General features: G+C 30.8%; 21 protein-coding genes and 2 tRNA genes. 14 read left to right on the forward strand and 9 right to left on the reverse strand.

The genetic code is table 11. The annotated features are described in order from the left end of the window. Positions 1-44: 44 nt before the first annotated feature. The gene (locus tag ACKTST_RS02675; protein ID WP_408046255.1) at positions 45-1,157 is read right to left on the reverse strand and encodes a vWA domain-containing protein; all 1,113 of its coding nucleotides are present in this window, start codon (positions 1,155-1,157) and stop codon (positions 45-47) included. A 238-nt stretch (positions 1,158-1,395) separates the two neighbouring features. Here ACKTST_RS02675 and ACKTST_RS02680 point away from each other — a divergent pair, with 238 nt between their 5' ends. The 3 genes from ACKTST_RS02680 to ACKTST_RS02690 are packed head-to-tail and all read left to right on the forward strand — an operon-like array spanning position 1,396 to position 4,858. Next, positions 1,396-3,606, forward strand: coding sequence for a tetratricopeptide repeat-containing sensor histidine kinase (locus ACKTST_RS02680; protein ID WP_408046256.1), 2,211 nt, complete (start codon positions 1,396-1,398; stop codon positions 3,604-3,606). After that, the gene (locus tag ACKTST_RS02685; RefSeq protein WP_408046257.1) at positions 3,603-4,334 is read left to right on the forward strand and encodes a LytR/AlgR family response regulator transcription factor; all 732 of its coding nucleotides are present in this window, start codon (positions 3,603-3,605) and stop codon (positions 4,332-4,334) included. Before ACKTST_RS02680 ends, ACKTST_RS02685 begins: the two co-directional genes overlap by 4 nt. A gap of 8 nt (positions 4,335-4,342) precedes the next feature. Then, positions 4,343-4,858 carry a gamma carbonic anhydrase family protein gene (locus ACKTST_RS02690; protein ID WP_408046258.1) on the forward strand — a complete coding sequence of 172 codons (516 nt, stop codon included), beginning with the start codon at positions 4,343-4,345 and terminating at the stop codon, positions 4,856-4,858. A 31-nt stretch (positions 4,859-4,889) separates the two neighbouring features. Here the strand turns inward: ACKTST_RS02690 and ACKTST_RS02695 are convergent, their stop codons facing one another. Continuing rightward, complete coding sequence (locus ACKTST_RS02695; protein ID WP_408046259.1) at positions 4,890-5,342, reverse strand: hypothetical protein; 453 nt, start codon at positions 5,340-5,342, stop codon at positions 4,890-4,892. Between the two features lie 101 nt (positions 5,343-5,443). Here ACKTST_RS02695 and ACKTST_RS02700 point away from each other — a divergent pair, with 101 nt between their 5' ends. Continuing rightward, positions 5,444-6,421, forward strand: coding sequence for an endonuclease/exonuclease/phosphatase family protein (locus ACKTST_RS02700; RefSeq protein WP_408046260.1), 978 nt, complete (start codon positions 5,444-5,446; stop codon positions 6,419-6,421). Positions 6,422-6,460: 39 nt separating this feature from the next. Here ACKTST_RS02700 and ACKTST_RS02705 read toward each other — a convergent pair whose 3' ends face one another. Together ACKTST_RS02705 and ACKTST_RS02710 are read right to left on the reverse strand one after the other, a co-directional pair. Continuing rightward, positions 6,461-7,669 (reverse strand): hypothetical protein, encoded by a 1,209-nt coding sequence (locus ACKTST_RS02705; protein ID WP_408046261.1) that lies wholly within the window; start codon positions 7,667-7,669, stop codon positions 6,461-6,463. 204 nt (positions 7,670-7,873) lie between these two features. Then, the gene (locus ACKTST_RS02710; RefSeq protein ID WP_408046262.1) at positions 7,874-8,899 is read right to left on the reverse strand and encodes a hypothetical protein; all 1,026 of its coding nucleotides are present in this window, start codon (positions 8,897-8,899) and stop codon (positions 7,874-7,876) included. Between the two features lie 188 nt (positions 8,900-9,087). Here ACKTST_RS02710 and ACKTST_RS02715 point away from each other — a divergent pair, with 188 nt between their 5' ends. The 3 genes from ACKTST_RS02715 to ACKTST_RS02725 all read left to right on the forward strand — a co-directional run bounded on the left by ACKTST_RS02715 (position 9,088) and on the right by ACKTST_RS02725 (position 15,032). Further along, complete coding sequence (locus tag ACKTST_RS02715; RefSeq protein WP_408046263.1) at positions 9,088-11,271, forward strand: cadherin domain-containing protein; 2,184 nt, start codon at positions 9,088-9,090, stop codon at positions 11,269-11,271. Positions 11,272-11,545: 274 nt separating this feature from the next. Next, positions 11,546-14,422: a sensor histidine kinase gene (locus ACKTST_RS02720; RefSeq protein ID WP_408046264.1), complete on the forward strand. Its 2,877-nt coding sequence runs from the start codon at positions 11,546-11,548 to the stop codon at positions 14,420-14,422. Further along, on the forward strand, positions 14,415-15,032 hold the full coding sequence (locus ACKTST_RS02725) for a response regulator transcription factor (RefSeq protein ID WP_408046265.1): 618 nt from the start codon (positions 14,415-14,417) through the stop codon (positions 15,030-15,032). The genes ACKTST_RS02720 and ACKTST_RS02725 overlap by 8 nt, the downstream gene beginning before the upstream one ends. A 51-nt stretch (positions 15,033-15,083) precedes the next feature. On the opposite strand, the gene ACKTST_RS02730 is transcribed toward ACKTST_RS02725, so the two are convergent. Next, positions 15,084-15,159: transfer RNA gene (locus ACKTST_RS02730), tRNA-Phe, on the reverse strand. 39 nt (positions 15,160-15,198) lie between these two features. Further along, a tRNA-Phe gene (locus tag ACKTST_RS02735) sits at positions 15,199-15,271 on the reverse strand. Positions 15,272-15,378: 107 nt separating this feature from the next. On the opposite strand from ACKTST_RS02735, the gene ACKTST_RS02740 reads away from it, so the two are divergent. The 7 genes from ACKTST_RS02740 (at position 15,379) to ACKTST_RS02770 (ending at position 23,009) form a co-directional block, all read left to right on the forward strand. Further along, positions 15,379-16,110, forward strand: coding sequence for a type III pantothenate kinase (locus tag ACKTST_RS02740; RefSeq protein WP_408046266.1), 732 nt, complete (start codon positions 15,379-15,381; stop codon positions 16,108-16,110). Beyond that, the gene (locus tag ACKTST_RS02745) at positions 16,103-17,386 is read left to right on the forward strand and encodes a hypothetical protein (protein ID WP_408046267.1); all 1,284 of its coding nucleotides are present in this window, start codon (positions 16,103-16,105) and stop codon (positions 17,384-17,386) included. Before ACKTST_RS02740 ends, ACKTST_RS02745 begins: the two co-directional genes overlap by 8 nt. 15 nt (positions 17,387-17,401) lie before the next feature. Next, positions 17,402-18,712: a hypothetical protein gene (locus ACKTST_RS02750; RefSeq protein WP_408046268.1), complete on the forward strand. Its 1,311-nt coding sequence runs from the start codon at positions 17,402-17,404 to the stop codon at positions 18,710-18,712. A 9-nt stretch (positions 18,713-18,721) separates the two neighbouring features. Further along, on the forward strand, positions 18,722-19,294 hold the full coding sequence (lptC, locus tag ACKTST_RS02755) for an LPS export ABC transporter periplasmic protein LptC (protein ID WP_408046269.1): 573 nt from the start codon (positions 18,722-18,724) through the stop codon (positions 19,292-19,294). Then, positions 19,294-19,491: a hypothetical protein gene (locus ACKTST_RS02760; RefSeq protein ID WP_408046270.1), complete on the forward strand. Its 198-nt coding sequence runs from the start codon at positions 19,294-19,296 to the stop codon at positions 19,489-19,491. Before lptC ends, ACKTST_RS02760 begins: the two co-directional genes overlap by 1 nt. Beyond that, positions 19,491-20,783, forward strand: coding sequence for a hemolysin family protein (locus tag ACKTST_RS02765; RefSeq protein WP_408046271.1), 1,293 nt, complete (start codon positions 19,491-19,493; stop codon positions 20,781-20,783). The genes ACKTST_RS02760 and ACKTST_RS02765 overlap by 1 nt, the downstream gene beginning before the upstream one ends. Before the next feature lie 108 nt (positions 20,784-20,891). Then, positions 20,892-23,009 (forward strand): peptidylprolyl isomerase, encoded by a 2,118-nt coding sequence (locus tag ACKTST_RS02770; protein WP_408046272.1) that lies wholly within the window; start codon positions 20,892-20,894, stop codon positions 23,007-23,009. A gap of 136 nt (positions 23,010-23,145) precedes the next feature. Here the strand turns inward: ACKTST_RS02770 and ACKTST_RS02775 are convergent, their stop codons facing one another. The 3 genes from ACKTST_RS02775 to lpdA form a co-directional block, all read right to left on the reverse strand. Next, complete coding sequence (locus tag ACKTST_RS02775) at positions 23,146-23,667, reverse strand: hypothetical protein (RefSeq protein ID WP_408046273.1); 522 nt, start codon at positions 23,665-23,667, stop codon at positions 23,146-23,148. 291 nt (positions 23,668-23,958) lie between these two features. Further along, positions 23,959-24,645: a hypothetical protein gene (locus ACKTST_RS02780; protein WP_408046274.1), complete on the reverse strand. Its 687-nt coding sequence runs from the start codon at positions 24,643-24,645 to the stop codon at positions 23,959-23,961. A gap of 98 nt (positions 24,646-24,743) precedes the next feature. After that, positions 24,744-26,144 (reverse strand): dihydrolipoyl dehydrogenase, encoded by a 1,401-nt coding sequence (lpdA, locus tag ACKTST_RS02785; RefSeq protein ID WP_408046275.1) that lies wholly within the window; start codon positions 26,142-26,144, stop codon positions 24,744-24,746. Positions 26,145-26,231: the final 87 nt, after the last annotated feature.

Raw genomic sequence — 26,231 nt, forward strand, 5'->3', positions numbered from 1 at the left:
GCGGTAGCTCCTTCTAAAAAATTGAATTGAATTAATAAAGCTACCTACCATGAGTAGTTTTTCTTTTTAGCTTGTTTTTTTATAGCTTTAATCATAACACTTTCTAGCTCGTTGTTTTTAACATCAGCTTTTTGTTTTTTTACTATAAACTGTTTTCTCTTGTTGTCTAATTCTTGAATTTTTTGCTGAATTTTTTCTCGCTCTTTTCGCTGTTTATCTACATATATTTTTAGTTCGCTGGCAGATTTGTTTTGTAAATGTTTTGGTAATTGTTCTTTCTTTAATTTGCTATAATCCATTTTTTTATCTTTTGACGCATCTACCAAATCCCAAGAAGCATTGTTGTAAAGCTTCGAGCTTTTACTAACAGCTCTTTTTACCACGACCACTTCATCCAACTCTTCAGCATTTGAATCTTGTGCAGCTTGTTTTTCGTAATTCGCATATCCAGCAGTTCCATAATGAACATACGTTTTGTTAAGTTTTTTGTTTAAGATGATGATTTCGTTATCGTAAGGAGTTACGATATGAACTATATTTTTGTTATGATCAATAGTCATGTAATCTCCGTTACCAAAATAGGCTCCATCTTGCCACCTGCCAGAAATTCCGTCGTTATAATTACCACAAAAAATGGTATTTATAGTAATGTCCTTTTCTTTAGCGTTGGTAATCGCATCTTTATAGTTGATTTTTCCTTGCGTGAAAGGTTCATTTCCTGCAATAAAAATCATTTTTAAATCTTTAGAGTTATTTCCCCATTCTAATTCGTTAATGGAAGTTTGAATTACTTGTCCGCAAAACTCACTTCCGCCATTAGTTGTTAAAGAAAATAAACGTTCAGAAATTTCATCTAAATCACTTGTAAACTGTAATACCTGACGAATGTAACCTTCTCTTGAAGATAAACGATCGTTACCGTATTCATACAATGCAATTTGCAGATTAGGATGTGAGTCATCACATTTCGCATGTGATAATTCATTAACAATATCCCATAATTGCGCTTTTGCTTGATTGATAAGTCCATCCATACTGTTACTGGTGTCTAACAACAAAGCTACTTTAATGGTTTGCTTTTTACTTACAGGTTTGTCAGAATTAGCATATCCTATTAATGAGATAAAAAATAGGGCGATAAAAACATAATTTTTCATGATTTTTTAATTTTAAAGATTATTAAATAGGAAGCTGGTGGTTGATTTTTACGAGTTAAAAGTATGTCCACCTTTTTTCTTAAAAAATCGAGAATGAGTAAACAAGTCTTTTGATTGAGTAAAGTAGAACAGAAATTGAGTAAAGTAGCTTTTTAATGAGTTTTTATATGCAGTTTAGCTCTTTTCCAATTTTAGAGAGTCAATTTTTGTATGTATGTTTACAGGAATTAGGTAACAAATGAAAAAGTTTTTTTACATAAAAATAGCTGTCTTACTGTTGTGTTTTTGTAGTGTTTATGGGCAACAACAAGAATCTTTGCTTAAAGAGTTTTCAGTAAAAGTTAAAGTGGTTAATGATAAAACAAATGAACCTATCAAAGATGCTAGGGTAGATGTTAATGGTATTTCTTACAGATATTCTTTTGTAAAAGATAGTTATTTGGTAAAAGCTAGAGTTAATAGTACGCTAGAGGTTTCTCATCCAGATTTTGAAACCGTTTTTTACACCATTAAAAATGATGAGGATATAAAAATAATTGTTGAAGATTTTAAGGGATCTGAAATTACAAAAAGTGTAAGCCCTTCCATATCAAAAAAAGCAAAATCTAAAAGGTCTGATTTTTATTCAGTTTATTACGATTCGGTGTTGTTTTATAAGAAAAAAGAGCTAGATAAAAGTTTAACGTTTGTAGAAAAAATGTTGTTAGAAAGTGATACTAAAAATCAACGTGCTACTTCTTTTAAAGAACTCGCCGATATTTATGCTCACTGGAAACAATACGATTTAGCGATAGAAAATTATAAAGCTTCGTTAAAAGAAATGCCCAATACTTCGGTATTAATTGAGTTGGCAAAAACACAATTTTTAGCTAAGGAGTATAAGGGTAGTGAGAAATCGCACCTTCAAAGTTTAAAAACCAGGTTAAGTTCGTACGATCGGTTATTGGTACATCAAGGATTGGGAGATGTATATAAAAATTTACAAGAGTTTGATAAAGCAAGAAGTAATTACGAACAAGCTTTAGCTATTGCTAAAAAGAATTTGATTACACCCAAAATTACCGATTTAAATTCAAAACTTGCAGAAGTTTTTGCCGCTGAAGGAAATGCCCAAAAAGCAGACTCTTATTTTCAAAATTCATTAAACTTAGCATCAAAAGAAAACCGAAAAAGAACCTTAAAAGAACAACAAAAAGTAGCAGATTATTACAATCAGTCGCAACGATATGATGATGAAATCAATTTAAGAAAAGAAAGTTTAGAAAATGCGGATGATATTGTTGTAGCTGAGGAAGAAAAAGAAGCCTTAATAGATTCGATAACTTCACAAAAAATAAACTATAAAATTGGAAATGCGTATGCTTTAAAGCAAGAATACAACGAAGCAATTCCGTATTTAAAAAAGAGTATAGACGAAGCCGACAAAAAAGAAGACTTAATAATTCAAAAAGATGCGACTCGTAAATTATCGGAAATTTATGAAACAGTTGGTAAGTATTCTGAAGCCTTAAAAACCTACCAAGAATACGTTCAGTTGGTTGATACCTTGTATTCTAGAAAAGAACAAGAAATTCAACAAATAAAACGTTTTGGTAAGCGAATAGCCGACAACCAAAGTAGAATTAAAAGTTTAGAAAAAGACAAAGAGCTTGCTGATAGTAAGATAGATTTAGCATATAAAGACCAGCAAATAACACAAGAAAGTAATAAGCGCCAACAATACATTATTTACTCGTTAATTGGCGGATTGTTTCTGTTGAGTTTGGTAGCCTATTTTATGCAGAGAACGAACAAACAACAAAAATTAGCCAATAATTTATTGGCATTAAAGTCGATGCGATCGCAGATGAATCCGCATTTTATTTTTAATGCGCTAAACTCGGTAAATAGTTTTATTGCGGTAAATGACGAGCGAAGTGCGAACAGGTATTTATCTGAATTTTCTGTGTTAATGCGTTCGGTTTTAGAAAATTCGGATGAAGATTTTATTACGCTATCAAAAGAAATTGAGCTGTTAGAATTATATGTAAAATTAGAACACAATCGTTTTCAAGATAAGTTTGATTATCAAATAGAAATCGATAAAAATATACCATTAGAAAATTATTCTATTCCGCCAATGTTATTGCAACCCTATATTGAAAATGCTATTTGGCATGGGCTTCGATATAAAGAAGAAAAAGGAAATTTGCATATTTCGATGCATCAAAATAAAGAAGATTCAATAATCATTACTGTAAAAGATGACGGTGTTGGAAGAAAAAAATCTATGGAGATGAAAACGAAAAATCAGCTAAAACAAAAATCGAAAGGAATGAGTACTATTCAAAATAGAATAGCCATTTTAAACGATATGTATAGAGATAAAATTACCGTTTCTATTTCCAATGTTTTTGAAAATGAAAGCGGAACCAAAGTTGAGTTAATCCTAAAAAAAGATGTGCTATGAAACTAAAAACCATCATTGTAGAAGACGAAGCTATCAGTATAGATATTCTACGAAATTACATCGCCAAATATTGCCCAAATGTTGAATTAGTTGGTGAAGCAAGTAACATTGAAGAAGCACAAAAATTAATTGATAAAAACGATTTAGATTTAGTGTTTTTAGATGTAGAAATGCCTTTTGGAAATGCGTTTGATTTATTAGAAAAAATTGAAAACAGAACCTTTGAAGTGGTATTTGTAACAGCGTATGATCATTACGCTATTGAAGCCTTAAACAATCAAGCAACGTATTATTTGCTTAAACCAATTTCGATTGATGAGTTGATAAAAGCAGTAAACTTAGTTGCAGAAATTAAAGAAAAAGAAAGCGAATTAGAAAGCTCAGTTCTAACACCAAAAATAGCTGCAAATAGTAGTAAAATAACCATTCCTACACAAGATGGATTTGAAGTAATAAACTCTAAAGATATTTTGTTTTGTAAAGCCGATGATAATTATACCGAGCTGTATTTTGAAACCACTAAAAAATTGGTGAGTAAAACCTTAAAGTATTTTGAAGATGTTTTAAACGATGGTTCGTTTGTGCGTATACATAAATCTTTTTTAGTAAATGCAAATGAAATAGTAAAATATAAAAAAGGAAAAGGAGGAAGTGTAGTGCTTTCCAACGGAAAAGAAATTATGGTTTCTTCATCTAAAAAAGCTAATTTGCTCTCGTATTTTAAATAAAAAATTTTATGCCAATTATAAAACCAGTAAACGGAAAACATCCGCAAATACCTGAAGACTGTTATGTAGCTGAAAACGCTACTATTGTAGGTGAAGTAACCATGGGGAAAGAATGTAGTGTGTGGTTTAATGCTGTAATTCGAGGAGATGTACATTTTATAAAAATGGGAGATAAGGTAAATGTGCAAGATGGTGCGGTAATCCACGCAACGTATCAAAAATCACCAACTACGATAGGTAATAATGTGTCTATTGGGCACAATGCTATAGTACACGGATGTACAATTCACGATAATGTTTTGATAGGAATGGGAAGTATTATTATGGATGATTGTGTGGTGGAGTCTAACTCAATTATTGCTGCAGGTGCGGTAGTAACTAAAAGCACTAGAGTAGAAAGTGGAAGTATTTATGCGGGTGTACCCGCTAAAAAAGTAAAAGATATATCACAAGAACTAATTTCAGGAGAAATTGATAGAATCGCTAATAATTATGTAAAATATTCAAGTTGGTTTAAAGAATAAAAAAAACTCGGGTTATCCCGAGTTTTTTTATTTACCTTCTATCTTCACGATGTTCAGCCTTTTCTTTCATTTTGTGTTTCTTAACCTTTTTCTTTGCTTTATGAGTTTTTCTAGCAGACATTTTTTCAAAACGTTCGTATTGTTGCTCATTTAAAATACGCTTCATTTCAGCTTTAAAAGCTATTTGCTTGTTTAACATCTCACTTTTCATTTCATAACGTTCTTCAGCTGAAGGCTTTTTATCGCTTTCTTTCATCATTTTTCTTTTAGCTCTCATTTCTTGCCTTTTTGCAACCTGTTTAGCAATAAGAGGTTTAATTTGATTTTGTTGAGCTTCAGTCAAATCAAGTTTTAGAGTTAATTTTTTAACTTGTAATTCCGTTTGTTGTTCAACGGTTAATTGTTGACGTTTATTCTCTTTTTGTGCTTGAGTAGTAACTGTAAAACCAACTGCTAACACTAATACTGCTATTAATTTTTTCATAATTATTAAATTTTAAAGTTTTGTAATTATTTACATCCCTTTGACACATCAAATATAAAAAAGTTTAAATTTGAAAGCAGATTTAACATATTTTTAATTTTATGAAGCAAATTGTGAGAGTTTTTTTAAAGGTTTTGTTGGTATTAATAGGTAGTGCTTTGGTTTTCTTCTTTTGGGCATCGTCACCAACAATGGATGAGAAAGAATATTCAAAATTAATTACTCACAATTACGAAACACAAGTTGATAACGATTCAGTTTATAGCATTGTTACGTATAATATCGGTTATTTAAGCGGAATGACGAATAATCGCGCAATTGCTAAGCCTAAAGAGTTGTTTGATGATAATTTAAAGAAGGTTGTTGCAGAAATTAAAAAAGAAAATCCAGATATAATCGCTTTTCAAGAAATTGATTATAATGCAGCAAGGTCTTACGAGGTAGATCAAGAAGAAGAAATTGCCAAATTAGGATATAATTATGTGGCAAGGGGAGTGAATTGGGATGAACATTATGTACCTTTTCCGTATTGGCCTCCAAGCATGCATTTTGGTAAAATGGTTTCAGGGCAATCAATTGTTAGTAAATATGAATTAAAAGATTATGAGCGTATCGTTTTAGAACGTGTACCAGACAATCCATTTTATAGAGATGCATTGTATTTAGAGCGTTTGGTACAGGTAGTGAAAGTTATGTTGGAAGGACAAGAAGTTGTTGTGATTAATATTCATTTAGAAGCTTTTGATAAACCTACAAGAGCACGTCAGTTTGAATATGTAGTTAATTTATTTAATAAATATAAAAATCAATATGCAACAATTTTATTAGGTGATTTTAACTCAAAAGCTAGAGATTCTGAAGCGGTTGTTCAAAAGTTAATAAAAATGAATGGAGTAGGAAATGCTGCTTTTGAAGTTTCGAATCCGGCAAATACTTTTGATACAAAAGATTTATACGAGCGTATCGATTATATTTTTTATACAGAAAACTCAATAGAGTATGTAGATGGAAAAGTCTTAAATGATTTTGGTCAAGCATCCGATCATTTGCCGGTTCAAATGAATTTTAGATTGAAGTAATAACAACCAAAAAACTCGAAGTAAACACTTCGAGTTTTATTATTCTATATTTTTATTCAGTAAAAAACTATTTTTAGTATCAGTAATTACAATGTTATAGTTTCCTTTTTCTACATACAGCAAACATGAATCTTGCCTGTTTTCTAATTCAATAATATTAACCGGAATTGCAGTTTGAATACTTTCATTTTTATGGTAAACTAATACCATAGCAGGATAGTTTATATTTAACTCTTTTAAATCAATTTCAATTTTACTTTCTGCCCAATTAGCTTTGTTGTTTAAAAAAGAGGTGTTAGGATGTAAAACAGCAATGTCACTCCAAGAATCGTTTCTTTGATAAGATAAAGGTTTGTTGTTTTTGTCTAAAAGAACGGTAGGCTCTTTTATATTCAATGTTTTTAATAGAGGATGATTGAAATTTGGATTGCTTTTTTCGCTATACAAAACCTGATTGATAGTAAGCGGATTGATATTCGTGTACTCTTTTAATCTTTCTGCCATGGCTTTATCCCAAGAACGATGACTTCCTTCTAAAGCATGATCAAACCCACAATGAATTAAAAACTTGTCATCTGGAAATTGGTTTAAGACTTTTTGAATATTTTTAGCCTGCTCTATTTCTCGTTCCTTACCATTTTTATTTGTAGTTTGTTCGTAAGCAAAAACATGAAACCCTATTTTTAGTGCTTCTCGTATCAAGTTGCCAAACTCAGGATCTTTAGTATAATATCCAGATGTTTGAATTGGATATTTTCTAGTGTTAAGTCCAGTATCTTTTTCATTACCATTGGTTAAGGCTTCTAACCCCAAATGCTTATATCCGTTATTGTATAATTTTTGAAGTAATTGTTTCGTGAAGTTTCTGTGTAAAGAACTGTGGTGAGCTTCATTTATAATTGTAAGTCGAGTTTTTTTAGCTTCAGAAGTAATAAAATCAATAGCGTTATATGGAGTGTATGTTTTTTGTATAGAGTCAATTTCTAAGGTGGAATAATTACGTTCTCTTACAGGAAAAACAGAATCCCACATTTTAAGAGCTTCTTTATAATTTCCTTTTGAAGCATAATCTGATGCAGCAATTTGAAATTTCCATGGTAAGGTGTCTTTTGCTAGTTTCTCTCTGATTTCATGATTGAATTTATAAGGAGAACTGAATTCAATTGCTTGAAATTTTTCTTGTTTTTTACAATGATAAAAGAGTAAGGCTATAAGATATAAGAGTAAATAGTTTTTTATAATTTTCATAAGAGATGGTGTTTTTACAAAAATAATATTTAGATAAGGAAAAGAATGCACCCAAAAAGGGTGGTTTTCTAAAAAGAAAAGCTCATTTTAATTAAAATGAGCTTTTTAAAGTAATACTCAGCCCTTAAGAGTATTACGAGAAATTAATCACAATTTAATTTAAAAAACATAATAATTAGTTTAACAAGGGCAATTAAGTGGGGGTTATTCTACAAAAATATCTTCTACCCAACCTAATGCTAATTCTTTTGTTTCGCCATCTACCCAAAGTTTAGATGTGTATTTTCTACTATTATCAATTTGTTCAGCAAACGCTGCGTATACAATATCATTTTTAACAAAAACAGATATACCGTATGATGTGGTTGCTCCTGAACCTAAATCAGCTAAAAGTTCACTGTTTTTATATACTTTTCCTGTTCGTAATCCTCCATTAGCGGGTGTAGTACCAACTATATAAACATCGTTATTGTTAACAAAAAGTTTTTCAGCGTTAAAACCGTTATCAAATATTGTTTTTTCAAGACCATTTACCCATAATTTACTTATAGTTACAGCATCTATAACCTCTCTTCCTAAAACATAAACATTACCGTTTGAAACAAAAATATCTCTTGCAAAAACACTGTTGTTACCGTCTGTTAAACTGCTTGAAACCCCATTTTTCCATACAGTTAATACAGTTTTACTGTTAGTGTCATTTTGGGTTCTTCCAAGTATGTATACATCATCATTATCAACATATATTTTTTGAGGTATAGAATTTGTAGTTCCGTCTGTTACGTACGAAGCTACTCCGTTTTTCCATAATTTAATACGATTTTTGTTATTAATTATATCATAGCCTAATAGATAAAGAGTGTTGTTAGAGTAACTAACATCTTTTAAAAACGTAACTCCAGGTGTAACGTCGGCTAAAGAAACTTCTACGCCATTTTTCCAAAGTTTTTGATCTCTATTATCTGTTGAACTGTTATCTTGATCTCCTACAATATAAACATCTGAATTGGAAACATGCATAGCGGATCCATAAGCGTCAGAGGTTCCGTTAGTTACATTGGTTATATTACCGTTTTTCCAAAGTTTAATTGCTCCTAAGGAGTTTTCAAAGTCATTATACATAGCAAAAATAGTTGTTTCTTTTTCTTCTATAGTAGATGAAGAATCTTTGCTGCATGAATAGTAAACTACGTTAAGTAGTAAAATTAGGATAAAAGTTAATTTTCTCATTTTATTTGATTGAAATATTTAATGCAAAAATATTTTGTTATTTACATTAGAACTCACCCGAAAAGGGTGATTTTTTTTAGATGATTTTTATAAGTTTTAAAATATCACCCTTTTTGGGTGAAGTCCTCCATCGTTTTATAATCTAGTTTTGCGGCTGTTCATTTTAAATTAAAAGCAATAAAATAAAGATGGAAATTAAAAATTACTTAAAAGTTTTTCCTTTGGCATTGTTACTACTAACATCATGTGATAAGGATGAAGAATTAAATACCGCGCCGGTAATTGAAAATCAAACATTTGAAGTTTTAGAAAGTATTGCAAGCAATCAAAAAATTGCTGATGTAGTTGCAATAGACAAAGATGAAGATGAGTTGATTTTTAGTATCAAAGAAAACGATGCGGATTTATTTCAAATTACTGAAGCTGGTGAGTTGAGTGTTGTAACCGACAAAAACTTAGATTTTGAAACAACAACATCTCATAAAATAACCATAGAAGTAACAGATGGTGAAAAAGCGGTTAGTGCAGAAATCACCATTAACGTTACAGATGTTGATGAAAACGAAGCACCAGCTATCGAAAATCAAACATTTACCGTAGCAGAAGATATTTCAGATACAGCTATTATAGGAACAGTTGTGGCTACAGATCCTAACGGAGACGATTTAAGTTATACTGTTTCAGATGCTAATTTTGAAATTACAAGCTCAGGAGAATTAAGTTTAGTTGAAGGAAAGCAATTTGACTACGAAACAAAAACCGAACACAAACTAACAGTTGAAGTTTCAGACGGAGCAATGACAGCATCAGCAGAAATTACTATTAAAGTTACCGATGTTGATGAAAACGAAGCACCAGTTATCGAGAACCAAACATTTACTGTGGCAGAAGATATTTCAGACAGAGCTATTATTGGAACAGTTGTAGCGACAGACCCTAATGGTGACGATTTAAGTTATACTGTTTCAGGTGCTGCTGATTTTGAAATTACAAGCTCAGGAGAGTTAAGTTTAGTTGGAGGAAAGCAATTAGACTATGAAACAAAAACAAGTCATGTAATTACTGTTGAAGTTTCAGATGGAGCCATGACATCATCAGCAGAAATTACTATTAAAGTTACCGATGTTGATGAAAACGAAGCGCCAGTTATCGAGAATCAAACATTTACTGTTGCAGAAGATATTTCAGCTACTGATCTTATTGGGCAAGTTGTAGCTACAGATGATGGTGGAGTAAGATTAAGTTTTGTTATGAAAGCTGATGCCGATAATTTATTTAGAATTTTTGATAATGGTACGTTGTATTTAATTGAAGGGAAACAATTAGACTATGAAACAAAAACAAGTCATGTAATTACTGTTGAAGTTTCAGATGGAGAAAAAACAGCTACAGCTAATATAACCATTAACGTTACCGATGTTGTAGAAGATACTGTGGTAAACATACCAGATGCTAATTTTAAACAAGCTTTAGTAGGTAACAATTCAATAAACACTAACGGAGATTCTGAAATTCAGGTAAGTGAAGCAGAAGCTTATACAGGGTTTATATCAGTAGGAGGGAAAGCTATAAACGACTTAACAGGAATTGAATATTTTACAAATATAAATTCTCTATCTATACACAATAATAACTTAACAACTGTAGATTTATCTAAAAATGTAAACTTAGTAACACTATATACATATAATAACCGATTAACAGGGTTAGATGTTTCTAAAAATGTGTTGCTAGAAGATTTAAGATGTACAAATAATGGGCTAACAAGCTTAGATTTAACGTCTAATACTTTGTTGAAATATCTTACTGCAGAAAAAAATAATCTTACAAGCTTAGACCTTACTAAAAACACATATTTGCAAGGTGTATCATTAGAAGATAATAAACTTACTACAATAGATTTTTCTTCAAACTCTAGACTTAGTGAAGTATATTTAAGCAGAAACAATTTAACATCTTTAGATGTTTCTAATAAAGTGTATTTAACAACAGTAAGATGTACTTATAATTCAATTACTACTTTAAATATTAAAGATGCACCAGAGTTAAGTAATTTAAGAGCTAATAACAATCAATTAACAAAGTTAGATACCTCAACTAATACAAAGTTAAAGCTCCTAGAACTTTCACATAACCAAATAACTAATTTAGATTTTTCTAATAATTCGAGTTTAACATCTTTAAATGTTTATAACAATGCTAGTTTAGTAAAAGTGAATATTTCTAATGGTAACAATAGTTTAATAGCATATTTTTTTGCTAGTAATTGCCCAAATTTAACGTGTATTCAAATAGATGCTGATTTTAAACCAGACCCTACAAAATGGTTTACAGATAATGCAGATAGTTATACTTATACTGCTTGTCCATAAGAATACTTACATAAAACAAAAAAGGAGGTGATTTAATTACCTCCTTTTTTGTTTTTAGTTTAGATTAAAAAGCGTTTTTTAAACTCTACTCAATTCATTAGATTTTGAATTTATTTAGTCAAACCTAGTTGTAAGGGTAGTGAATTGTGCTAAACAATTGAATTAACATAAGTATTAATTAGTGAAATTTTTGTTGGTTAGGCTAGAGTTCACCCAAAAAGGGTGATTTTTAAAACGTTATTTTTATCGATATTTGCATTCCTATTTTTGTGAAATGAAAGCTGTAAAAAGTTGTTTTGTTTGGTGTTTTATGTTTTCTCTTTTTTGGGGAATGAAACTGAGTGCTCAAAACAATGTTTATAAGCATTATACTACCGAGCAAGGGCTTCCACACGATATTACATATCAACTTATACAAGACTCACAAGGGTATATTTGGATTGGAACCGATGACGGTTTGGTTAAATTTAATGGAGAAAAGTTTAAGGTTTTTACTAGCGAAAATGGGTTAAAGTCAAATTTTGTAATAGATGTTATTGAAGATGTTAAAAACGAACAATTTTTAATAGCAACTTGGGGTAGAGGACTTCATATATTAAAAAATGATAGTGTATTTAAAAAGGAACCTTTAGAGAAAGACTATTCTAAAATAAACAAACTATATCAATTAAATGATTCTTTAATATATTCTTGTTCATCGAGTAGAGGAGTTTTGTATGATTTGAATGGTCACAAGACTAGTTCTTTTAAAGTGTGGTATAATGAAAGAAAAGAATTAATTTTAAAAAAGACAAAAGTAACTGATAAGCCAATAAGAGATGTTAATTATGAGTTTGTAAATGGTAAGTTGCATCTATTCGATTCAGAGTTAAACATAACTTCAGAAAATAAAGTTAGAGGAATTTATGTTTTTGAAGGAGAGAATTTTATTAGAAGAAATTTTTCAGGATTAAATAATAAACTCATACATGCATTAACAGAATCGAAAGGTTATTATGTAGTATCTTCTTATACATCATTATTTTTTTATGACAGAGAAAGGTTTCTTGAAAAAAGGAACCCTAAACTGCCAAGTGGAAAGATAATCCAAATGCAATTTTATAAAGGGAAGCTGTATTTTGTTTTTATAAATCAAGAAAACGGATTTAGAGAATTATATTCTTATGATATCCAAAATGATTTCACTGTAAATATTTCAAAAAACATAGGAATTAAAAGCTCTATATCAGATTTTTTATTTGATAAAGATGCAAATCTTTGGATTACTACTTACGGTGATGGTGTTTACCAATTACTTAATACGAACAACAATTTTTATGATCAAAAATATTTTTCAAACCCCGATTTAAGAGATGTTTCATTTTTAGATGAAAAGATTGTAATTGCAGCACCAAATGTTATTTATAGTGTTGATAACGATACTTTAGTAAGGTCAAAAAAAATTCCTTTTCATACTGAAGTTTTTCAAGTAGAAAAAAATAATCAAATCAATATTGTTACTGCTAACATTTCTAATAAAACTTATAAAACAAAACTGGGTTCACTAGATATAACCAATAGAGTGCATAAAAAATTTCATTTTAAATATCAAAACAAAATAGTTACAATTACTGATTTTTCATTTTCTATTGAGGAGGATAAAGAAGTTCTTAAAAAAGGAGAGTTTCATTTGGTTGAAGGATATTATGTTCACCACGCTTTTCAACATAAAAAGTATGTATACGCCATATTTGGGCGCTTGGGGATTTTTAGATTAGATATTACCACTGGTGAAGTAATTAATTGGACAGATAGTTTAGCTATTGAAGCAAATATGTTTGTTGATATAATTAATAAAGACAATAATTTATGGATTGCAGCCAATAACGGAATATTTATGGTTACAGAAGGAGAGATTGTTCATTACACAACAAAAAACGGATTGTCTAGTAATCATATAAACGATCTTTTTGTTGATTCCCATAATGTTTTATGGGTGGCAACTCAAAAGGGGTTAAATGTTTTAAATGAAAATGATTTTTACAGTATAGACAACAATTTAGGACAAAAATCATTGTCGGTAGAAAAGATAACAGAGTTTAATAACAACCTATACGTAGCGGGTAATAAAGGGCTTTTTAAACTTGATAATTTGCATCCGTTTAAAAAACAATCCAACACTTATTTAAAAATAAATCAACAACATACGAGTTTTGATATTGCAACGATAAACTTTGTAAACCCAAATACTGTAAAAATTCAATATAAATTGAATAATGATGATTGGAAAGAAACTTCTGACACTAAGCTAGAATTTAAAAACTTAAATGAAAATGATTATGAATTGGTTTTTCGTTATAAAGATGGCTTAAGTGATTGGAAATATACGCAACTCTATAAATTCAAAATAACTAAGTTATGGTTTAAACAATTGTGGTTTTATATTTTATTAGTTCTATGTGGGTCAGGAGCAGTAACCTTAGCAGTATACACACAATTAGTAAAGGTTCGAAAGAAAAATAAAATATTCCGAAAAACAATTCAAGAAAGAGAGAAGTTACAAGAAGATTTAAAAAATGTACGCCATCAAATAGCGCAAGATTTCCATGATGATTTAGGTAATAAATTAGCAAGTATCTCTATGTTATCTAACTTATCACTTAAAAAAACAGAAAAAGAAAGTAATTTATATCCGAGTTTACATCAAATTAATAAAGATGCTAATTTCTTATATGCAGGGATGCGAGACTTTGTGTGGTCGTTAGACTATAAAAATAACAAGCTACATGAGGTACAGATGTATTTAAACGATTTTGGAGAGAAGTTGTTCGAGTATTCTAATATTAATTTTAAGAGTACTAATAACGTGGCGAAATCAGATATAACCTTACCGCATTATTGGAACAAGCAATTGGTTTTAGTGTTTAAAGAAGCTATGACAAACGCCTTAAAACATAGTAAAGCCACAGAAGTACTATTCTCAGTATACTTAAATAAAGATATTTTAGAAATAAAACTTGAAGATAACGGTGTAGGTTTTGATTTAAATGCATCTGGAAGAAAAAATGGCTTACGAAATATGAAAGAGAGAATAACATCAATAAATGGGGAGTTAAACATACAAACCACTAATGGTTTTAGTGTTTGTTTTAAAGGAAATATTAATGAGTAAGATGAAAAATGTAGTAGTTATTGAAGATAACGAGAGTCTTTTAATTTCGTTTAAAGAAATCATCAATAATTCAGAAGAATTTAATGTAATTGGGGCTTTTTCTAATTGTGAGGATGCGCTTTTGTATTGTAAAAATGAAGATCCAGATATTATTCTGATAGACATAAAATTACCAGGGATAAATGGAATTGAAGGGGTGAGAAGGTTTCAATATCAAAACCCAAAAGCAAAAAGCATGGTGATTTCAGTATATGAAGATTCTGATTATATTTTTGATGCATTGTCAGCAGGAGCTATCGGTTATTTAACAAAAAACACAAGTCCAGAAGAACTTATAAGTGCATTAAAACAAGTGAAAAATGGAGGTTCTCCTATGAGCGGAAGTATAGCAAGAAAAGTAATAGCTTATTTTCAAATGCCAAAGCAAGAAGAGTTAACAGAACGCGAAAATGAAGTTGTAAAATTATTAGCAAAAGGAAAAAGTTATGCGACTATAGCAGAAGAGCTAAGTTTGTCTGTAAATACAATTAAAACACATACACGTAACATTTACGAAAAAATGCATGTAAGTAAAAGAGAAGAATTGATTGATAAGTTAGGAGCCATATAAAATCATAAGAATTTAAAACTAAAAAACCCGAACAATTTGTTCGGGTTTTTGTGGTGGTGCCTCCAGGAATCGAACCAGGGACACAAGGATTTTCAGTCCTTTGCTCTACCAACTGAGCTAAGGCACCAGTCATTGGTTTGCTAATCAAAAGCCTCTTTAAAAAAAGTGGTGCCTCCAGGAATCGAACCAGGGACACAAGGATTTTCAGTCCTTTGCTCTACCAACTGAGCTAAGGCACCAGTTAGCTTTTGTTTAGCGGATGCAAATATACAATGGTTTTTTAATTATCCAAAGTAAAAACTTTAAAAAAATGTAACGTAAATTTACACACACTAAGAAATTGAATATGTATCTAATTATTGATGTAGGAAATACTAGGGTTAAAGTAGCTGTTACTGAAACAGATACTATACAGGACGTGTTTGTCTTTAAAAAGGCAAAAATAATTTCTGAGCTTAAAAAAATTGTGGCGAAGTTTCCCATTACTCACAGTATAATGTCTTCTGTAGCATCAATTTCAGAAAAAAAGAAAGAAAGGATAAACGATTTTTTGTATCCTCTTTTTTTAGATTCAAGCTCAAAAGTGCCTTTCGAAAATCTATATAGAACTCCAAAGACTTTGGGTGTTGATAGAATAGCTTTGGCATCAGCAGCGGTAAATAAATATCCAAACAAAAATGTACTAGTCTTAGATGCAGGTACATGTATAACCTACGATTTTATTACAAAAAAAGGAGAATATTTAGGAGGAGCAATTTCACCGGGTGTACAAATGAGATATAAAGCATTACATTCTTTTACTTCTAAATTACCATTGTTAGAGACAAAAAATATTGAAAATTTTGTGGGTTTTGATACAAATTCGTCAATTCATTCAGGGGTTGTAAATGGGGTTTCTAATGAAATAGACGGTGTAATTCAGCAATATCAAAAAAAGTATACAGATTTAACAGTAGTTTTAACAGGTGGAGATACATATTTCTTGTCAAAACAATTAAAAAGTGTCATATTTGCCCATCCAAATTTTGTTTTGGAAGGATTACATACTATTTTGATACACAATATAGCGAATGATTAAGAGATTTATATTAGGAGTTTTCGTATTAACTACATCTACAATACTTGCACAAAGAAACAGTGCTTCACCATATTCTTACTTTGGAATAGGAGAGAATTTTGAAGCCGTTACAGTAGAACAAGCTTCTATGGGAGGAATTGGTGCTGCAATAAAAAGTAACCATCATTTAAATTTTACAAACCCAGCTGCAAATGCAGATTTAAGAGCTGCAACTTACGCGATAGGAGGTAGCTTAACTTTTTTAACAATAAAAGATAATACTACTTCTCAATCAGGAAATTCTACGAATTTAAGGTACATTTCTTTAGGTTTTCCTATTGGACAAAAAGCAGGTTTATCTGTAGGATTGCAACCATTTTCATCTGTAGGTTACTCGTTAACAAGTGAAGCTTTTGATGTTGATGAAAACCTTACAGAAGTAACTCAGTTTAAAGGAGAAGGCGGTGCTAATAAAATCTACGCTAGTTTTGGTATGTATGCTTATAAAGGATTGTCTTTTGGAGTTGAAACAGCTTTCATCTTCGGTAATATTGAAAATAGCATATTAAATCAAAGAGCAGAAGTAGCTTTAGCTACTAAACAAGAAGAATCTTTCAACGTAAGAGGTGGGCAATTTAGATTAGGAGTTCAGTACAAAACAGAGTTGAAAAATAAGTTACAACTACATACAGGGGCATCTTTCACTTTAGCTACAGACTTATCAGCTAGAGGTAATGAAAAAATGTATTCATTGTCTTTTAGTGGTTCAGGTCAAGAAATTCCTAGAGATGAATTGTATAATAGATCATTAAATGGAGATATTAATGTACCTTTAAAAAGTGTATATGGTTTTGGAATTGGAAGAGAGAATAAATGGTATGTAGGAATTAACCAACAATTTCAAAGTGCTTTAGAAAGTAATAGTGTTTTTATTGCAGACGGACAATCTCATAAATATGAAGACTCTAGTAAATTTTCTATTGGAGGATATTATATCCCAAAAATTAATTCTATTTCAAGTTATTGGGATAGAGTAACCTATAGAGCAGGTTTACGTTTTGAAGATACTGGTTTAATGGTGAAAACTACAGATAATTTTACTGCAGTAAAAGACTTTGGCATAAATGTTGGATTAGGATTGCCATTACCGAGACAATTATCAAACGTAAACGTTGGATTTGAGTACGGACAAAGAGGAACAACAAGTAATAATTTAATTAAAGAAAACTATTTTAATGTAAGATTAAGTTTATCTTTAAACGATATTAACTGGTTCCGTAAAACACGAATAGATTAACAAAAACCGAGAACGATGAAAAAAATTACGTATTTACTAACAGGATTATTTTTGTTTGTAGCCGTAAATGGAGCGAAAGCGCAAGCAAGTCAAGAGTGTAATATTAAGTACAACCTATTTAAAGGTAATGCTACTACAAAAAAGTATACGCAAGCTAAACCAGATTTAGAGTACTTATTAGATAACTGTGCAGGTTTATCTATCAACATATATAAATATGGAGCTAAAGTAGCTGAGAATTTAAAAGATCCAGCATTAGCTAAAAAAGTTTATGAAACAAGATTGGCTAATTTTCCTGATAAAAACCCAGCAAAAGCACATAGTGATTATGCAGAGTATTTGCTGGAAAATAAATTAGCATCAGAAGATGAGGTTTTTGAAATTTTAAAGAAAGCTTATAATATTTCTCCAAAAGATATGGGGGTAAAAAATATCTTTAGATATTTTGAGGCTATAGCTGAAAAACATCAAGATAACGATCCTCAGAAAGTATTTGATACGTATGATGACGTTATGGAGTCTGTAGAAGAAAAATTAGATGATTATAGTAAGAAGATTGCTAAATTACAAGAGAAAGATTCTTTAGGGACAATCAGTTCTAGAGAACAAAAGAACTTAAGAGCTTATACTATTAACTCTACTTCTTTAGGTCAGGTTGAAGGTGGTTTAGATGCTAAAATTTCTAAAATAGCTACTTGTGAAAGATTAATACCAATCTATTCTAGAGATTTTGAATCTAAGAAAACTGATGGTGTTTGGTTAAAGAGAGCAGTATCAAGAATGTACAATAAAGAATGTACTACTGATCCGTTATTCGAAAAGTTAGCTAACGAATACGCTAAAGTAACACAATCTGCAGATGCATATAACTTCTTAGCTGGGGTTTTAGCTAAAAATGGAGATAGAAGTGGAGCTGCTGAAATGAGAAAGAAAGCGTTTGATTTAGAAACAGATCCGTTTAAAAAGGCTAAGTATAAGTTAAGAGAAGCTCAAGGAGCAAGCGGAGCAAGAGCAAGAGCTTTAGCATACGAAGCTTTAAAGTACAATCCTAACATGGGTAAAGCTTACTTATTCATTGCAAGTTTATATCAAAGAAGTGCAAACTCTTGTGGTAGCGACGAATTTGAAAAGAGAATGGTTTACGTAGCAGCTTTAAACAAAGCGTTAAAAGCAAATCAAGTAGATCCAGGTTGTGGTGCAGGAAGATACATTTCAAGTTATAAGAAAAATGTACCATCTAAAAAGTTAGTATTCCAAAAAGGAATGGCTACTGGAGCTAGCTACAGAGTTGGATGTTGGATTGGAGAAACAGTTCGTGTACCTTAATAAATTGTAATGCTTAAAAAAGCAACACATATACAAAATAGCATTGCTACCATTTGTTTGGTAGCAATGTTTTTTTCTTGTACCAATTCAAAAAAAGAAGTACGAGATTTTTTAGCTGATAAAAACTTACCCGTAGGTTCAGCGGTAAATATTTATCATATTCATAAAGATTCAGGTAGAATAACGTCTAAAACAAAAGCACCTGTTTTTTATGATTTTTCAAACAGAAAAGAGCATCCGTATAACGAATTTCCTAAAGGAATAGAAATTGTTACCATAGATAAAACAGGAACAGATTCAACTACAATTTCTGGTAATTATGCATTAACGTATAACAACACTAATATCTCAGAAATTAAAGGAAATGTTGTTATCCTCAATCACTCAAAACAAACAAAATTAGAAACCAATCAGTTGTTTTGGGATCAAAAAGAACACTACTTTTTTACTGAAGACGGATTTCGTTTTACCACTCCTGAAAGCGTAATTAACGGCTTCGGATTTGAATCAAAAGAAGATTTATCTAAATGGATGGCTAAAGACATTACAGGAGATATAGAAACAACACAAAAAGATATTTAATGAACACTCTTTGGAAATATTTACAATACGGATACCTTGTAGTAGGTGTCATTTTTTTTGTTGAAGGAATTTTAAAATGGAATTCCGATAGAGAAGAAGCATTTATTATGTTCGGATTTGCTATCTTTATCATATTAATTTTCTTCTTTAAAAGACATTTTAGAAGAAAAATTGAAAAAAGAAATCAACAAGGTTAATGCATCCCGAAGTCATTATTATTTTTGCTTCTATTCTATTTTCAGCCTTTTTTTCAGGTATGGAAATAGCCTTTATTTCGGCGAACAAACTTCATATTGAGCTAGAAAAAAAGCGAGAGGGAATTGTTCCTAAAATCTTAACCAAGTTAACCGAAAAATCTTCCAAATTTATCACCACAATGTTGGTGGGTAATAACGTAGCATTAGTTGTGTATAGTTATTTTATGGGAGAATTGTTAATGCGTTGGTTTCAATCATTTTTGCCTTCAGATTTTGCCTTGGTAAATTATATACTTTCCGATATAAGTTTACTAACACAAACACTTATTTCAACAGTAATTATTCTGGTTACAGCTGAGTTTTTGCCGAAAGCTATTTTCAGGATTTATGCCAATGAAATTTTAAAGATTTTTGCAATTCCTGCCTATATCTTTTACGTGTTTTTTTACGGAATTACTTGGGTAATTACCAAAATCTCTGATTTCTGTTTACGTGTATTCTTTAGAACAAAAGAAGATGAGATTCAAACAGAATTTAGCAAAGAAGAATTAGGTAACTATATTTCAGAGCAATTAGACGGAGGAAATGATGAAGAAGAAGTAGATTCAGAAATACAAATTTTCCAAAACGCGTTAGAATTTCACAAGGTTAAAGCACGCGAAATTATGGTGCCTAGAACAGAGATTTATGCGGTAGATTTACACGAATCGGTAAGTAATCTTAAAAAAATGTTCATCACCACTGGTTTGTCAAAAATCCTAGTTTATAAAAATTCATTAGACGATATTTTAGGGTATGTAAACGCTTTTGAATTGTTTAAAAAACCACGTTCAATAAAATCTATTCTATTGCCTGTAGAGTTTGTTCCAGAGTCAATGATTATCAACGATGTACTTAACGGTTTGATAAAAAAACGTAAAAGTATTGCGGTTGTGGTTGACGAGTATGGAGGAACTTCAGGAATTATTACGGTAGAAGATATTGTAGAGGAATTGTTTGGAGAGATTGAAGATGAGCATGATACACAACAGTTGCTAGAAGAAAAAATTAATGAAAACGAATATAAATTTTCTGCACGCTTAGAGGTGGATTATTTAAATGAAGAATACGGGCTGAATATTCCTAAAGAAGAAGCTTACGAAACACTTGGTGGTTTTATTTTAGATCATACCGAAACCATACCAGAACAAGATGAAGTTTTACATATAGAAAACTTTCAAATTAAAATCTTAAAAGTAAGCGCAACTAAAATTGATGATATCTACTTTAAAGTAACCAATAAAGCAGATTAACGCAACTACATTTCTACGAGAGAACTTCCTCAAAAACAGCGTAAAAAAACATTGCATTATTTACTATGAAATTGTATTTTCGCACACTGTTAATAAAATAAATGACGTATGGCAATTTTATCGAAAATTAGAGAACGTTCAATGTTCTTAATTCTTGTAATAGGTTTAGCACTTTTTGCTTTTGTATTAGACCCTTCTACAATTTCAGATTTTTTTAGTGCAAATAAAGTAAACCAAGTAGGTGAAGTAAATGGCGAAACTATTTCTCGTCAAGAATTTGCTGAAGCATTAGATGCTTACAAAGCACAAACAGGAAACAGAGTTTCTGAAATGCAAGCAGCAAAAACTGTATGGAATAACTTACTTCGTCAAAAAATATATAAAGCGCAATTAGAAGAAGCAGGAATTACTGTTGGTGAAGCTGATATCATGAATGCTATTTATGAGTCTCCATCTATCCAAGCAGATCCAAGATTTCAAACTTCTGGTATTTTTGATAAAAACAAATTAAAAGAGCACTTAGCTACTATTAAAGAAGAAAAAAATCAAGAGTGGGCTGCATGGCAAAACTACATGTCTTCTTTAAAAAATAACATCGAAAAAACTACTTACGATAACTTAGTAGCAGCAGGTTTAGGGGCTTCTTTAAAAGAAGGAGAAGCACAATACATGACAGAAAACACGAAAGTTTCTGGTAAGTATGTGTATGTGCCTTATACTACAATTGCTGATAGTTTAGTTACCTTAAAGAAAAGTGATGTAGAAAACTACATTAACAAGCACCAAGATGCTTTTCAAGTTGAAGCTTCAAGAGATATTAATTTAGTAAGATTTGATATTCAACCAACTAAAGAAGACGAAGAAGCTATTAAAGCTGAAGTTGCTAGTTTAATTGAAGATTCAGAAGTAAACAACACTCCTGTTAAAGGATTAAAAAATACAACAGATTATTTATTGTTTTTTGAAGAAAATGCTTCAGACTTAACATTAGATAAAAACTATAAATTTAAAGTACAAGTACCTCAGGTAATTGCTGAAGATATTTTCAACGGAAAAGAAGGAGATGTTTTTGGACCTTATAAAGATGCTGATTTCTTTAAGTTATCTAAAATTACTGAGGTTGCTCAATTACCAGATTCAGCGCAAGCAAGCCATATCTTAATTCCTTTTGTTGGCGCTTCAAGTGCAGATGCTACTGTAGTTAAAACTGAAGAAGAAGCTAAGAAAACGGCAGATAGTTTATTAGCAGTTGTAAAAGCTGATAAATCTAAATTTGCAGATTTAGCTAAAGAAATGTCTTCTGATAAAGGTTCTGCTGAAAAAGGTGGTTTCTACGATTGGTTTGCATATAACAGAATGGTACCTTCTTTTAGAGATTTCGTTTTCGAAGGAAAAAAAGGAGATATGGGAGTTGTAAAATCTCCATTTGGATTCCATGTTATTAAAATCGACGGACAAAAGAACTTCCAATCAGTTGTTAAGTTAGCTACTTACGGACGTAAGATAGTAGCTTCTGAAACTACAGAAAATGCAGTTTTCCAAGATGCTGAAACATTTGCTTTAGAATTAGCTAACGGTAAAAATTTCGATGAAGCAGTAAAAGAAAAGAGTTTAACTTCCTTACCAGCTGTAGGAATTAAATCGTTAGATGAAAATGTACCAGGTGTTGGTAACGAAAGACAAATCGTTTCTTGGGCTTTTGATAAAGAAACTGAAGAAGGAAGCTACAAGCGTTTTGATATTGATGGTGGTTATGTAGTTGCAGTATTATTAGCTAAAACTGCTAAAGGATTAATGCCTGTTGATAATGCAATTTCAAGAGTGCGTCCTATCTTAACAAACGAAAGAAAAGCAAAAATGATTGAAGATAAAATTAGCGGAGCTACTTTAGAAGAAATCGCTAAGTCGGTAAGTCAATCAGTTAGAGTTGCTACAGATGTTAACTTTAAATCGCCAACTATTTCAGGAGTAGGTTTCGAGCCTAAAGTAGTAGGAGCAATGATGAACGCTAAAGAAAACGAAGTGGTTAAGAATATTGCAGGAGATAAAGGAGTATTTGCTTTTGTTGTAGAAAGCAAAGAATTACCAACTGCTTTACCAAACTACGATACGTTTAGAAAGCGTATTGCAAGTGAAAGAAAGAGTAAATCTTTCCAGATATACGAAGCAATTAAAAAAGCGTCTGATATCGAAGATAACATGAGTTCTTTCTACGGAATTCAATAAGAAATAACGTCATACATATAAAAAATCTCGAACTATTTAGTTCGGGATTTTTTATTTTATAAACATACTGGATTCTAAAATCATTAGGTAATATATTTGAATATAAGTATTTGTAAATCAAAATTTAATTTATGTTCTAATTTAGAGGTATCATGATTCCTATCTGATATCTACTTAAATTAAAACTTTCAGAGTAGAAATTTTCATTATAGTCTTTAACATCTTTGTATAATAACTCAATCATAATATTTTTGATTGGAATTGTAAACCCAAAATTAAAACTTGGGTGTTTTGTGCTAAAAGTAGCTCCTATCTTTGTATAATAAAAAGGTCGTAAATAGAAGCTTATTTTAGGTTGAATTGTTGGGGAATCAAAATTTCCAAAAAAAGTATCAAATCCAGCAGAAACTTCAAATGCAGAAAATATAGTGATTATATTTCCAAAAATACATGCTCCAAAAGAAGTGTCGTTTCCACAGTCAAAAGTATTACCAAAAGAGTTAATGTATAATGATATTTCGTTGTCTAAAATCAAGTTTTGAGAAGGTGCAGGAGAATAAAAACTTATAGCATTTTTTGAAAATAATTCTAGCTTTTGTTTTTGAGAAAAAGTTTTTGTAGCAATAATAATTAAAAGTAGTGTAATTAGTTTTTTCATATCTTTTTTAAATTTAAAAACTAATTTTTTATCAATAATAATGCCTAAAAAATATAAGTAACTTCAAAAGAGATTACTTTTATAGTTGAAAATAAAGAAACACCAGCAAGATTACCAAACTACGATATGTTTAGAAAGCGTATTGCAAGTGAAAGAAAGAGTATGTCTTAGGTATACGAAGCAATTAAAAAAGTGTCTGAAATCGAAGACAACATGAGTTTTTTCTACGGAATTCAATAAGAAAAAACGTCATACATATAAAAAACCCCGAACTATTTAGTTCGGGATTTTTTATTTACAGGGATTTGAGTCTAAATTTTCTAATTTGTGTTGAATTTTTGCATGCCAATTTAAAGAATCGAGTAAGTTTTTAGATGTCAAAATAAATTTTTCCGGAGGTTTTAATTTTTCGGTATGATTTAAAAAATGAATAATGTTAAAAACCCCAAGGGTGTTTTTAGAATAAGAAGAATTACTACTTTCTTTAGAGCTTTTCCAAAACATCGAGTTATTTAAATTCGGAACTTGAATTAAAGAATCTCCCTTTTTGCGTTTAAAAATATTATCTATATATCCTTCATTTGTAAGATCTCCTGAGTAATATAAGACACCATTTTCAGGAACATGTAGAATATATCTACCATTTTTTATATATTTTGGTTGTCCACATTTTATATTGTCAAAAATTAAAATTTCTCCTTCAAAATTTTCTTCTAACACTATTTCTAGCTTAAGAGATTTATGTTTTAAATATTGATGATGAATTAAGTTGATAATAACCATAAAACTAATTCCTAATGCAATAGGTAGAATAGACCAAGTTATTTTCTTTTTGTAGCTTTCAGATGAAAACCAAAATAAGATTAAGCAAATAATATAGGTTGTGGTAAAGAAGATAAGATAATAGGGAGAAAAACATAATAATATAGTAAGGTAAGCAAATACTTTTCCGTAAGAGAATAATCCTTTGTTCTTCAATTGATTTTTATTTAAAGGTACAAAAAAAGCAACCTCATTTGAGATTGCTTTTTAAAATATTACGATTGCTGCAACTTTTAAAATTTCGCAAATCCGTTTTAAGCATTTAAAGGTTGTCCGTCCCAAGCTGCTTTAGCAGCTTCTTTAACCGCTTCAGAGTAAGTTGGGTGTCCATGACAAATACGCGCTAAATCTTCCGCAGAAGCTCTGTATTCCATTGCTACGGCTGCTTCCATAATTAAATCAGCAACACGAGCACCTACCATATGAACTCCTAATACTTCATCGGTATTTTTATCAGCAATTACTTTTACAAATCCGTCAATATCTCCACTCGCACGAGAACGACCTAATGCACGCATTGAGAATTTTCCAACTTTGTAATCTACTTTTGCCTCTTTTAATTCTTGTTCTGTTTTACCTACCGCAGCTACCTCTGGCCATGTGTAAACAATCCCTGGAATTAAATTATAATCGATATGTGGTTTTTGTCCTGCTAAATATTCAGCAACTACCACACCTTCTTCTTCTGCTTTGTGCGCTAACATTGCTCCACGAACAACATCACCAATAGCATAAATGTTAGAAACGTTGGTTTGTAAATGGTCGTTTACTTCAACCATTCCTCTTTCGGTAACTTTTACACCTGCTTTTTCTAAAGCTAACCCTTCTGTGTACGGACGACGACCTACCGATACTAAACAGTAATCTCCAGTAAAAGTAACTTCTTCACCTTTTTTGTTGGTAGCTTTTACAATAACTTCCTCTCCGTTTCTTTCAACAGAAGTAACTCCGTGACTTACGTTGAACTTCATTCCTTGTTTCTTTAAAACTTTCGTAAGTTCTTTAGAAACATCTTTATCCATTGTAGGAGTAATTGTAGGAGCGTATTCAATCACAGTTACGTCAGCACCTAAGCGCTTGTAAACCGATCCTAATTCTAATCCGATAACACCACCACCAATTACTAATAAGTGTTTAGGTACTTCTTTTAATTTTAAAGCTTCGGTAGAAGTGATTACACGCTCTTTATCAATAGAAATAAATGGTAACGAAGATGGTTTAGAACCTGTAGCAATAATAATGTTTGTTCCTTCAATTACTTCTGATGAACCATCATTTTTAGTAACTTTTACATGCGTAGCATCTTCAAAAGAACCTAAACCTTCAAAAACATCAATATTGTTTTTGTCCATTAAATATTTAATTCCACCAGTTGTAGTTTCTACTACATTTGCTTTACGTGCTACCATTTTTCCAAAGTCGAAAGATGGTTTTTCAACAGAAATACCATGCTCTTCAAAATGATGAACCGCATCGTAATAATGATGAGAAGAATCTAATAAAGCTTTTGATGGAATACATCCAACATTTAAACAAGTTCCTCCTAAAGTTGAATATTTTTCAATAATTGCCACTTTAGAACCTAATTGTGCAGCTCTGATAGCAGAAATATATCCACCAGGTCCAGAACCAATAACGATAACATCGTATTTCATGAGTTATGTTTGTTTTGTGTTTTTCAGAATAATAACTGCAAAATTACACAATCTAGTTGATTAGCCATGAACGATTTGAGATTTGTT

Source organism: Tenacibaculum crassostreae (genome assembly GCF_964512405.1).
GTDB classification, from domain to species: Bacteria; Bacteroidota; Bacteroidia; order Flavobacteriales; family Flavobacteriaceae; genus Polaribacter; species Polaribacter crassostreae.